Annotated in this window: 7 protein-coding genes; all 7 read right to left on the bottom strand. The window is 75.9% G+C overall.

Features of this window, described 5'->3' with window-relative positions; genetic code table 11:
* Nucleotides 1–10: 10 nt before the first annotated feature.
* Complete coding sequence (locus tag ACZ7H1_RS33075) at nt 11–574, bottom strand: trypsin-like peptidase domain-containing protein (protein WP_470791706.1); 564 nt, start codon at nt 572–574, stop codon at nt 11–13.
* 53 nt (nt 575–627) lie between these two features.
* Entirely contained in the window at nt 628–942 is a 315-nt protein-coding gene (locus ACZ7H1_RS33070) for a trypco2 family protein (protein WP_470791704.1), read from the bottom strand.
* Between the two features lie 72 nt (nt 943–1014).
* Nucleotides 1015–7398, bottom strand: a complete 6384-nt coding sequence (locus ACZ7H1_RS33065; protein ID WP_470791752.1) for a condensation domain-containing protein — start codon at nt 7396–7398, stop codon at nt 1015–1017.
* 81 nt (nt 7399–7479) lie between these two features.
* Nucleotides 7480–9348 carry a non-ribosomal peptide synthetase gene (locus tag ACZ7H1_RS33060; protein WP_470791703.1) on the bottom strand — a complete coding sequence of 623 codons (1869 nt, stop codon included), beginning with the start codon at nt 9346–9348 and terminating at the stop codon, nt 7480–7482.
* 6 nt (nt 9349–9354) lie between these two features.
* Entirely contained in the window at nt 9355–10389 is a 1035-nt protein-coding gene (locus ACZ7H1_RS33055) for a TauD/TfdA family dioxygenase (protein WP_470791702.1), read from the bottom strand.
* A gap of 89 nt (nt 10390–10478) precedes the next feature.
* On the bottom strand, nt 10479–11255 hold the full coding sequence (locus ACZ7H1_RS33050; protein WP_470791700.1) for a thioesterase II family protein: 777 nt from the start codon (nt 11253–11255) through the stop codon (nt 10479–10481).
* Nucleotides 11252–12139, bottom strand: an 888-nt coding sequence (locus ACZ7H1_RS33045; RefSeq protein ID WP_470791698.1) for a phosphopantetheine-binding protein, incomplete at its 5' end; no start/stop codon positions are given. The genes ACZ7H1_RS33045 and ACZ7H1_RS33050, both read right to left, overlap by 4 nt.

Genomic DNA, 12139 nt, shown 5'->3' with positions numbered 1-12139 from the left:
CTCCGTGCCCTCACGCTAGGCGCGGGCCCGGGTGGTGGCGGGCAGTGTCCGCGGCAGTATGGCCGCGGACATCTGCCGCCCCGACTACCCCTCGGCTTCCTCTGCCGTGCCGCCCGGCCGGAGCGGGGAGGCCTGCACACCGCGAGGCGCTTCCTCCGGGCCGGATCTCGGCCGACAGCTGCTCGTCGTGCCGGCCGCCCGTGCCGGGGTCCTTCTGCATCCGGGGAAAGCCCGGCGCGCCGACCGCCAGGGGACGGGTCCCGATGAGCACGCCCCACCGCTGCGGCGGACGTACCCGCAGGTCCTCCAGCGACGCGGGCGGCTCCCATCCGCAGTCGGCACCGACCTCCAGCAGGGCCGCGTCGACCACGGCGTCCCAGCGGGACCAGCACACCCGGGCCGGATACGTCCGCGGGCCGCGGTCGGGCAGGGACACGCTCACCGCGCCCGGCCCGTCCACCACGTGAGCGGCCGTCAGGACCAGGCGCGGGGCGACCAGATAGCCGGACCCGAAGCCCGTCCCGCCGCCCGCGGCCCGGTGCAGGCGCACCTGCACACGACGGCCGAACTCCACTCCCGCTCCTCCGCTGCTCCGCCCCGGCCCGCCGGCGCTCCCGCCTCCGCCCGCTACTCCTCGTCCGAGACGTCCACCGGTCCGGTGCGCCCGTCCGCGGGGCGCGGGTCCAGCCGCACCGTGACCTTGTGCGTGGCCCGGTCCGCGTCCTCCCCCTTGCCGCCCAGCGAGAGCACGCTGAACCGCAGCCCGCCGTCGACGCCCCGGGTGCTGCTCAGCTCCGTGCCGAGCTCGACCGTTATCTCGCCCAGCCCGAACCGGACTCCCCGGTCCCCGTCCGCGGCCGGCCGCCACTGCGCCTCAGCGACCTGGTCGCGCAGCAGGGTGATCGCGTCCGCCGGGTCCAGCCCCTCGCCCGTGTCCGCCATGACAGCCCCCTCCGTCTGGCGTCGTCCACCGAGAACGATGCCACGCGGCACTGACGGCCGGTCCGGCTTTCCTCAACTCGTGCGGACCCGCGCCCCGCCCTGGGTGCGCCGCCGCAGCGCGGGAGCCTTGGGCGCAGGAGCCGCAGCCGCAGGCTCCGCGAGCCGGGCCGCCAGGGTGGCCACGGTCGGGAAGCGGAACACCTCGCGGAGCGTGATCTCCCGGCCCAGTTCGGCCCGTACCCGGTTCACCAGCTGTACCGCGAGCAGCGAATGCCCGCCCACCCGGAAGAAGTTGTCGTCCGGGGCGATGTCGCGCCCGTCGAGCACCTCGCCGAACAGCCGCGTCAGCTGTTCCTCCCACGGCCCGTACGGCCGCTCCGCCGCACCCGCCGCACCCGCCGAATCCGGCTGCCCCGGCTCCGGGAGGGCCCGTGCGTCCGTCCGGCCGTCCACGCCCACCGGCAGCACGGCCACCGCCGTCACCGACGACGGAACAAGGTATTCCGGCAGCCGTTCCGCGACCCACGCCTGGAGCGCCGCCCCGTCCACCGCTCCCGTATCCGCCCCGTCGGCCGGCTCCACGTACGCCAGCAGCCGGTCGTCCCGTACGCGCGTCACGGCCCGGCCCACGGCCGGATGCGCGGCGAGCGCCGCCTCGACCCGGCCCGGCTCCACCCGGTACCCGGACACGGTCGCGTCCCCCAGCCGGCGCAGGGTGCCGTCGCTCCCGCGGACCACGCGTTCGCCCGTGCGCAGCATCCGGCTGCCCGGCGGCCCGAACGGATCCGGCACGTACGCCGCGGCCGTGGCCCCGCGCCCCAGCGGGAAGCCGTCGCCCGCGCCGACGCCCCGCACGTACAGCTCGCCCGGCACGCCCGCCGGCGCCGGCCGCAGCCGCCCGTCCAGGACCAGCCGGGCCGCCGTGTGCACACCGTCGTCGGCCCGTACGGGCAGCAGCACGCAGGTCTCGCCCGCCGCCAGCGCCCCCCACACCTCGCGGGCGAAGGACTCCGCGCTCACGGCCAGGCCGACCGGCCCCCCGCGCCGGTCGGCCCCGCGGGCCAGCGTGCCGTGCCCGGTCCGCACCGGGTACGGCCGCCCCTCCGGTCCCGCGGCCAGCGAGACCGCGGCCGTGCCGAGCGGCGCCCCGGCAGCGGCCACCCGCACCGGGCGGCCGCGCAGCGGGTCACCGTCCAGCAGTACGGTGCACCCGGCGGCAGCAGCCTCTCCGGCAGTGTCCGCTTCCGCGCCGGCAGGCCGGTCCGGATCCAACAGGGCGGCAGCCGCACCGCACTTGAGCGCGGCGAGCGCCGCCGCCAGCTGGCCCGGCCCGCGCGGCGCCCGTACGGCCACCACGTCACCCGGCCGCACCCCCGCCGTCACCAGGGCGCCCGCCCGCCGCGCCGCCTGCTCCTCCAGCTCCGCGTACGTCATCGACCCGCCCGCGAAGGACACCGCCACCGCACCGGGAGTCCGGGCGGCCACCGCCGCGATCCGCTCGTGCACCCGGTCCCGCGACGGCGAGGCCGCCGGCGGCGGCACGGCCGCAGGCCCGTACGCCAGGTCCTCGACCCGCTGCCGAGGGTCCGCCGCGATCGCGTCCAGGGTCAGGACCAGCCGCTCGGCGAGCAGCCGGGCGGTCACGGGGTCGAACAGATCGGCCGCGTACTCGAGTACGCCGTCCAGCCCGCCCGGCGCGCCCTCGGCGTCCCGCGTCTCCGTGAGCGCGAAGGTCAGGTCCGCCTTGGCGCTGTGCGCACCGACCGGCAGCTGCGTCCCCGCGAGCGGCGACACCGCCCCCGCCGCGCCGTCCGGCCGTCCGGCCGCGGCCGCGTGGACCTGCACCATCACCTGCACCAGCGGGTGGTGCGCCGACGACCGGTGCGGATTGAGGTGCTCCACCAGCCGGTCGAAGGGAACGTCCTGGTGGCTGTACGCGGCGAGGTCGGCGTCCCGCACCCGGCCCAGCAGGGCGGTGAAGCGCGGATTGCCGCCCGTGTCGGTGCGCAGGACGAGCGTGTTCACGAAGAAGCCGGCCAGCTGGTGCAGGGCGTCGTCGCCGCGCCCCGCGACCGTGGTGCCCAGCGCCAGGTCGGTGCCCGCGCCGTGCCGGGTGAGGACGGCGCCCAGCGCCGCCTGCACCACCATGAACAGCGTGGCGCCGTTCTCGTGGGCGGTCCGGGCGAGTGCCCGGTGCGTGGCCGGGCTCACCGCGAAGGGCAGCAGCGCGCCCCGGTGGCTGGGCTCGGCGGGCCGCGGCCGGTCCGACGGCAGCGCCGTGAGCGGCGGCAGGTCCTTCAACGTCTCGTGCCAGTACCCGAGTTGGCGGCTGAGGAGGCTGTCGGGGTCGTCGGTCGTGCCGAGCAGGTCGTGCTGCCAGAGGGTGTAGTCGGCGTACTGGACGGGCAGCGGTTCCCAGTGCGGTGCGCGGCCGTCGGCGGCGCGGGCGTCGTAGGCGCGGGCGAGGTCGGCGAGCAGGCAGTCGGTCGACCAGCCGTCCCCCGCGATGTGGTGGACGAGCAGGACCAGCGTCTGCGCGCGGTCGTGTGCGGAGTCGATCAGCCAGGCGCGGAAGGGGACGTCCGCGGCCAGGTCGAAGACGTGCCCGGCCGCCGCGTCCACGGCCCGGGTCAGCCCGGCCGCGTCGGCCACCCGGAGCAGGTCGAGCCGGGGCCGTACCCCCGCGCGGACCTCCTGGTACGGCTCCCCGCCGATCGCCGGGTAGACCGTGCGCAGCACCTCGTGCCGGGCCGCCACGTCCGCGAGCGCCTCGGCGAAGGGACCCGCGGCCAGCGGCCGGACCAGCCGCCGCACGACGGGGATGTTGTACGTGGCGCTGGGCCCCTCCAGCTGGTTGACGAACCACAGGCGCCGCTGGGCGTACGACAGCGGCAGCCGCTCCGGCCGGTCGCCGTCCGGTACGGCGGACAGCGCCGGGCGGGACCGTACCGAGCCGTCCTGCTCCTCGATGCGGCGGTGCAGGGCGGCCGCGGTCGGCGCGAGGAACAGGTCGCGGATGCCTGCCTCGACACCGAGGACCGTACGGATCCGGTTGACGAGCTTGCTCGCCAGCAGCGAGTGCCCGCCCGAGCGGAAGAAGTTGTCGTCCGGCCCGATCCGTTCACGCCCGAGGACCTCCGCGAAGAGACCGCACAGGATCTCCTCGCGCGGGCTGGACCCGGTGCGCGGCAGACCGCCCGGCGCCTGAGCGCCGGAGCCCGGCTGGCCGGCCTCCGTCTGCGCAGCCGCCGCCCGCGCGGCCTCCGCCTCGGCCGCGAGCCGCTCCCGGCGGGCCGCCAGCGCCTCCCGCTCCCCGGCCGTCAGCAGCTCCAACTCGCCCATGCGTGCCTGCGGTTGTTCCGCGAAGGCGCGCAGCGCCCGCCCGTACAGGTCGAGGAGCAGCCGCGCGGTGTCCTCGTCGAAGAGGTCGACCGCGTACTGGATGCCCAGGTCCAGGCCGTCCGGCCGGCCGTCGGCGGAGCGGGTCTCTGCGCAGTGCACGGTGAGGTCGAACTTGGCCGCCGACAGGTCGGTGGACGTGGCCCGGGCCGTGGCGCCGCCGAGCCGGACGGGAGCGTCCTCGCCCGTGCCCAGCGTGAACATCACCTGGAAGAAGGGGTGATGGGACAGCGCCCGGTCCGGGTTGAGGTGCTCGACCAGCAGGTCGAACGGCAGGTCCTGATGGGCGTAGGCCGCCAGGTCCGCATCCCGGACCCGCTCGAGCAGTTCGCCGACGACCGGGTCGCCCGACACGTCCGTACGCAGGACGAGGGAGTTGACGAAGAAGCCGACGAGGTCGTGCAGGTCCTGGTCCGGGCGGCCGGCGACCGGGGTGCCGATCGCGAGGTCCTCGCCCGCGCCCGCCGCCGACAGCGCCGCCGCGAGGGCCGCGCGGGCCACCATGAACAGCGTCGCCTGGGTCGAGCGGGACAGGGCCAGCAGGGCCCGGTGCGTGTCCGCGTCGAGCCGCGAGGTGACCACGGCGCCCCGGTGGCTCGGCTCGGCCGGCCGCGGCCGGTCCGCCGGGAGGGCGGTGACCGCGGGGAGACCGGTCAGGCACGTGTCCCAGTAACCGAGTTGGCGGCTGAGGAGGCTGTCGGGGTCGTCGGTCGTGCCGAGCAGGTCGTGCTGCCAGAGGGTGTAGTCGGCGTACTGGACGGGCAGCGGTTCCCAGTGCGGTGCGCGGCCGTCGGCGGCGCGGGCGTCGTAGGCGCGGGCGAGGTCGGCGAGCAGGCAGTCGGTCGACCAGCCGTCCCCCGCGATGTGGTGGACCAGCAGCACGAGCGTCTGCGGCACGTCGTCCGCGGAGTCGACGAGCCAGGCGCGGAACGGGATCTCCGCGGCCAGGTCGAAGACGTGCCCGGCCGCCGCCTCCACGGCCCCGCCGACCCCGGCCGGGTCCGGCACCCGCACCCGCTCGACCGGAGGCCGTACCCCCGTCCGGACCTCCTGGTACGGCTCCCCGCCGATCGCCGGGTAGACCGTGCGCAGCACCTCGTGCCGGGCCACCACGTCCGCCAGCGCCTCGGCCAGCACCCCCGGGTCCACCCGCCCGTCGAGCGGCAGCACCACCGGGATGTTGTACGAGCGGCTCGGGCCCTCCAGCTGACCCGTCAGCCACAGCCGCCGCTGGGCGTACGACAGCGGCAGCCGCTCCGGCCGGTCCGCTTCCGGTACGGCCCGCAGCGCCGGGCGCGCCTGCGCCGCGCCCTCCTGCTCGGTGATCCGCCGGCACAGCCCGGCCGGGGTCGGGGCGAGGAACAGGTCCCGGATCCCCACCTCGGCGCCGAGCACCGCACGCACCCGGTTGACCAGCTTGCTGGCCAGCAGCGAATGCCCGCCGATCTTGAAGAAGCTCTCGTGCGGACCCACCCCTTCCCGGCCGAGGATCTCGGCGAACAGCCCGCAGACCAGCTCCTCCCGCGGGGTCAGCGGGCCGCGCGCCCCGCCCGCACCCGTGCCCCCGGTCTCCGGCCCCGTTCCCGCGCCCGTGTCCGTGTCCGTGTCCGGGGAAGCCGCCCGCAGCGCGGCCAGCCGCTCGTGCCGGGCCGCCAGCGCCTGCCGCTCCCCTTCGCGGACCAGCCCGAGCTGGGCCAGCCGGGTGCCCGGCCGCTCCGCGAAGGCGGTCAGGGCCCGTCCGAACAGGTCGAGCAGCAGCCGCGCGGTGTCCTCGTCGAAGAGGTCCGTCGCGTACTGGAGCCCGATGTCCAGGCCATCGGGCGCGCCCTGCGCCGTGTGGGTCTCCGCGCAGTACGCGGTCAGGTCGAACTTGGCCGCGGCCAGGTCCGCAGTCGCGAGCGTTCCGCCGATCCCGCCGAGCGCGGCCTGCGGATCCCCGTCCGCCTGAAGGGTCAGCATCACCTGGAAGAACGGGTGGTGGGCGAGGGACCGGTCCGGGTTGAGGTGCTCGACCAGCAGGTCGAACGGCAGGTCCTCGTGGGCGTAGGCGGCCAGGTCCGTTTCCCGCACCCGGTCCAGGAGCTCGCCCGGCGTCGGGTCGCCCGACAGATTCGTCCGCAGGACGAGGGAGTTGACGAAGAAGCCGACGAGGTCGTGCAGGTCCTCCTCGGGACGGCCGGCGACCGGGGTTCCGATCGCGAGGTCCTCGCCCGCGCCCGCCGCCGACAGCGCGGCCGCGAGCGCCGCGCGCACCGCCATGAACAGGCTGGCCTCCCGCTCCCGGGAGAGCGCCAGCAGGGCGCGGTGCACCGGGGCACCCACCCGGGTGGTCACCGTCGCCCCGCGGTGGGTGGGCTCGGCCGGCCGCGGCCGGTCCGCGGGCAGCGCGATGACCGGCGGCAGGCCCGCCAGCGCCGCGGTCCAGTGGTCGAGCTGCTCGCGCGCCAGGCTGTCCGGGTCCGCGGGATCGCCCAGCATCTCGTGCTGCCACAGCGTGTAGTCCGTGTACTGGACCGGGAGCTCCTCCCAGCCGGGGGCGCGGCCGCCGAGCCGGGCGGCGTACGCCTCGCCGAGGTCGCGCAGCAGCGGCCGCAGCGACCAGCCGTCGGTGGCCACGTGGTGGAGGAGCAGGACGAGCACGGAGCCGCGGGCCGCGGTGCCGGTCCCGGTGCCCGTTCCCGTGCCATGGGCGGATGCGGTGGCGTCCTGCGGCAGGAACAGGGCCGCCCGGAACGGCTCGTCCCCGCTGATGTCGAAGGACTCCCGGGTGAACTCCGCTACGAGCGCGTCCAGTTCCTCCGGGGAGCAGGGCCGGAAGGCGAGCCGGATCCCCGACTCGTCCCGTACGTCCTGGTACGGCTCCGCGTCGGCGCCCGCCGGGAACACCGTGCGCAGCACCTCGTGCCGCCCGGCGAGGTCGCCGAGGGCCGCGCCGAGCGCGTCCCGGTCCGGCACGCCGTCCAGCCGCAGCACGACCGGCGCGTTGTACGTCGAGGACGGGCCGTCGAGCCGGTTCAGGAACCACAGCCGACGCTGTGCGAAGGACAGGGGGATCACGGTCATCCTCGGAGGAGAGCGGAGCGGGACAGGGGCAGGGGCAGGGGCAGGAGGGAGGGCCCGCGGGCCGGGACCCGTGGGCTACTCGCCCTGGGCGGCGAGCAGTTCCTCGATGTGCGCGGCCAGGTCGCGCAGCCGCGGGTGGGCGTAGACGGCCTTCACCGGCAGCGCCACCGACAGTTCGGCCCGCACGCGGGAGACCAGCTTGATGGCGAGCAGCGAATGGCCGCCGAGCTTGAAGAAGTTGTCGTTCGGGCCGATCTGCGAGGTGCCGAGCACCGTGGCCCAGACCCGGCCGATCAGCTCCTCCACCGCGCCCGACAGCTCACCGCCGGCAGTGGCCGGGCCGGCCGGCGCCACGGCCGGGGCGGGCAGCGCCGCCCGGTCCAGCTTGCCGCTCGGGGTGGTCGGGAAGCGGTCCAGCGCGGTGAACGCCGCCGGCACCATGTACGCGGGCAGCTCCGCCGCCAGCAGGTCGCGCAGTTCCCCGGCGTCGGCCGGCACGCCGGCCGCCGGGCGGTAGTAGGCGGCGAGGCCGGGCGCGCCCCCCAGGTCCTCGCGTACGGTGACGGCCGCCTCGGCCACCCCCGGGCAGCGCGCCAACGCGGCCTCGATCTCCGGCAGTTCGATGCGGTGGCCGCGCAGCTTGACCTGCCCGTCCGCCCGCCCCAGGTACACCAGCCGCCCGTCCGGCAGCAGCCGGCAGAGGTCGCCCGTCCGGTACATCCGGCCGCCGCCCGCCAGGTCCTCGGCATCAGCGAGGAACCGCTCGGCGGTCAGCCCGGGCCGCCGCCGGTAGCCGCGGGCCAGCCGCGGGCCCGCGAGGTACAGCTCGCCCGTCTCGCCGAAGCCCACCGGCTGGAGCTTCCCGTCCAGCAGCCGCATCCGCAGCCCGGGCAGCACCGTGCCGATGTGCGGCACCGCCTCCCCGCCGTCCGCCGTGATCCACCCGGCCGTCGCGTCGACGGTGCACTCGGTGGGCCCGTACACGTTCACCGCACGCACCACGCCCTCCTCGCTGCGGGCCGCGATCCGCTCCCACAGCGCAGGACTGACCGCCTCGCCGCCGACGAGGAGCGTCAGGGGGCGCGGCCCGCCGTCGGCGGACAGCAGGTCCAGCAGCGGATCGGCGTGCGACGGGGTGATGTCGAGGTCCGTGAGCGCCTGCGCGTCGATGAACGCGGCCAGCAGCGCCGGGTCCTGCCGGGTCTCCTCGTCGATCATCACGAGGGTGTCGCCGCGGCACAGCCGTACCCACTGCTGAACGGAGGCGTCGAAGGACGGCGAGGCGTTCCAGCCGACCCGGCCGCCGTCGGTGACGGCGATCCCCGTGCCCTCCAGCTCGGCGAGGAGCGCGGCGGCGGCCGCGCGGCCGATCTCCACGCCCTTGGGGCGGCCCGTGGAGCCCGAGGTGTAGATCACGTACGCGAGGGAGTCGCCGGGGACCGGCACCGGCCGGAACTCCGCAGCCCCGCCGGCGGCCTCCGCGGGCGCCGCCTGCGTCAGCTCGGTCACCGCCAGGTGCGGCACGCCCTCCGCGAGCGGCTCCGCGCCGTCCGCGGACACGACCACCAGGTCGGCGCCGGCGTCCTCCACGAGGTAGCGGCGGCGTTCGGCCGGCAGTTTCGGGTCGACGGGCAGGTACGCGGCGCCGGCGGTCAGCGTGCCGATCAGCGCGCTCACCAGGTCCGCACCGCGAGGCAGGCAGAGCGCCACCACGCTCTCGGGGCCGATTCCGCGCTCGGCCAGCCGCGCGGCGATCCGGGCCGCCTCGGCCCGCAGGCCGCCGAAGTCGAGGGTGCGGTCGGCGGCGACCACGGCCGTGCGGCCGGCGGGCGCACCCGCAAGGCGTACGAGCAGGTCGGCGGCGTCGGCCCGGACGGCAGCGTCAGCCTGGGCGACGGGCATCGTGCTGGGCGCCTCGGGGCGCTCGGGAAGAACGGCGGTCATCTCGGATCACTCCCCGTACAGGGTGGTCGAAGGGGCGGTCTCGGGGCGGCAGTCGGCCAGCGCGACCGGCTCGCCCATCGCGACGAGGATCTTCCGGTCGCCCGAGAAGGCCTCGCGGCCGTGCGCGCACAGGATGTTGTCGACGAGCATCAGGTCGCCCTGCTGCCAGGTCTCCCGGACGGTGACGCGGTCGTACACGTCGTTGATCGCATCGACCTCGGCGTCGGTGAGCGCGGTCCCGTCGCCCAGGTACGTGTTGAAGGGCAGGCCGTCCGCCCCGTACGTGTCGATCAGCACCTCGCGGACGTCCTCGTCCAGGGTCCGGCTGTTCCAGAAGGCGAAGTGGTTGAACCACACCTTCTCGCCCGTCACCGGGTGCGTCACGATCGCCGAGCGGCGCTGGCTGGTGCGCATCGTCTCGTCGTCGGCCCACTCGTAGCCGATGGTGTTCTCACGGCAGTACGCCTCGGCGACCGCCTTGTCCTCGGTGGCGAAGGTCTTGTACCAGGGCAGCCCGGCCAGCTCCGAGTACGTCCGTACGAGCAGCCAGCCGGCCCGCGCGAACCGCTCGGCCAGCTCCGGGGGCATCAGCCGCAGGGCCTCGCGCATGTCGCCGACGGTGGTGGCTCCGCCCTCGGCCGGGGCGGTCACGCAGCCGAACAGGAGGACGCCGGGGAAGTCCAGCGTGTAGCTGTTCTCGTTGTGCAGCCGGATCGGCTGCACGGCCGGCAGGTCCGTCGAGGAGAACACGCCCTCGCCGAAGTCGGTGCGCGGGGTGGCCTTCTCCTTGTAACCGGCACGCTCCTGGATCAGCGCATCGCGGGCCTGGGCGAACGCGGTGGCGTCCGCCACGGGAAGACCGCGCAGCAGGACGGCGCCCGATCGGTGCAACTCCGCCTGGATGGCGGGCCGGTGGGCCTCCAGCCAGCCGGCGGCCTCGGCCATCGAGGCGAAGGCGGGGGTGTGCACGACGACGGGCTTGCCCGGCTCGCGCACCGGGTCGATTCCGGTGTCGGTTGCGGCGTCGGCAAAGGTGGTCATGGAAAGTCCTTCGGTGTCTGACGAGTTGACGTCGGAGAGCGGGGCGGGGCGGAGAGCAGGGCGGGGCGCAGGGCTGAGGGGGAGGGCGGTCAGGCGGCGGTCGGAACGGCGCTGTCGAGGAGCGGGTTGACCAGGGCGAAGAAGCCCTCCAGCTGCTGCTGGAAGTAGAAGTGGCCCCCGGGGAGCACCTCCAGGGCGAACCCCCGGCCGGTCACCTCCGCCCAGTGGTCCAGCGCCCCGGCAGGCACCACCGGGTCGGCGTCGCCGCCGATGACCGTGACGGGGCAGTCCACCCGGACGTCCCGGTCGGCGCAGCGGTACACGTCGTCGATGGCGAAGTCCGCCCGGATCGACGGGAGCACGATCTCGCGGAGCTCGGGCTCGTCGAGGATCCCGTCGTCGGTGCCGCCGCGCTCCTTGATGGCGGCCACCAGCGCGTCGTCGTCGAGGAGTTCGGGGTGCACGGCGCTGGGGTTGGGCAGGAACGGGGCCCGGCAGGCCGAGGCGACCAGGGCCCGCGGGGTGCGGCCTGCGGCCTGCAGGGCGCGCACCACCTCGAAGGCGACCAGCGAGCCCATGCTGTGGCCGAGGACGACCAGCTCGCCGGTGTCGGCGGGCAGCGCGGCCACTACGGGCCCCGCCAGGTCGTCGATCGACTCCGGCAGCGGCTCCGAGAAGCGGGCTCCGCGGCCCGGGTACTGGCCGATCAGCAGCCGGACGTCGGCGGGGAGGAACGCGCGCCACTCGGCGTACGCGTGGGCGTTGCCGCCCGCGTGCGGGAGCACCAGCAGCGAGACCCGGTGCGGGGCGCTGCCCGGCAGGTCCCAGACGACGTCCTCGGGCGCGGGGTGCGGGGCGTGGCTCATGAGCTTCTCCGATCGGTGTGGGTACGGCGGCGCAGGGCGGGCCGGGCCCGCTTGGCCGGTGCCGCCTCCTGGGCGGCGAGGTGCGCGGCAAGGGCGGCCGGGGTGGCGTGCCGGAACACGTCCCTGGTGGTCAGCCGGGTGGTGAGAGCAGTGCCGAGGGTGGTGGCGATGCGGCTGGTGAGGCGGGCGGCGAGGAGGGAGTGGCCGCCGAGGTCGAAGAAGCTGTCGTCGATCGTCACCGGCGCGGACGCGTCCAGCACTTCGGCGAACAGCCCGCAGAGCGTCTCTTCGAGGGGCGTGCGCGGGCTGCGCCCCGCGCCGGAGAGCAGGGCGGGGACGGGCAGGGCCCGCTTGTCGACCTTGCCGTTCGCGGTGAGCGGCAGCCGGTCCAGTACGACGACCTGCGCGGGGACCATGTGCTCGGGCAGGGTCCGCCGCAGCTGCTCCCGCAGCGCCTGCGCCCGTGCCCGGTCCGCCCGGCCCGCCTCGTCTTCCGGGTCCGTCCCGTCTGCCGGGTCCGCCTGGTTCTCCGGGTCCGCCGGGTCCGTCCCGTCTGCCGGGTCCGCCGGGTTCTCCGGGTCCGACGTGGCGACCGGTACGACGTATCCGACGAGCCGCTTGCCGCCCGGGGCGTCCTCACGGGCGACGACGACGGCCTGGGCGACGGAGCCGGCGGCCAGCAGCGCCGCCTCGACCTCCGCGAGCTCGACGCGGAATCCGCGGATCTTGACCTGCTCGTCGGCGCGCCCCATGTACTCCAGCTCGCCGTCCACGCGCCGCCGGACCAGATCTCCGGTGCGGTAGAGGCGGGTGCCGGGGGGGCCGTAGGGGTGGGGGATGAAGTGGGTGGCGGTGGTGGTGGGTTGGTGGTGGTAGCCGTGGGC

The sequence above is a fragment of the Streptomyces sp. NPDC037401 genome (assembly GCF_055602345.1).
This window is presented reverse-complemented; position numbering and strand designations above follow the sequence as displayed.

Excerpts from the sequence above, each read along its gene's own strand:
- ACZ7H1_RS33070 (WP_470791704.1), bottom strand. The coding sequence starts at position 942 with ATGGCGGACACGGGCGAGGGGCTGGACCCGGCGGACGCGATCACCCTG.
- ACZ7H1_RS33060 (WP_470791703.1), bottom strand. The coding sequence starts at position 9,348 with ATGACCGCCGTTCTTCCCGAGCGCCCCGAGGCGCCCAGCACGATGCCC.
- ACZ7H1_RS33055 (WP_470791702.1), bottom strand. The coding sequence starts at position 10,389 with ATGACCACCTTTGCCGACGCCGCAACCGACACCGGAATCGACCCGGTG.
- ACZ7H1_RS33050 (WP_470791700.1), bottom strand. The coding sequence starts at position 11,255 with ATGAGCCACGCCCCGCACCCCGCGCCCGAGGACGTCGTCTGGGACCTG.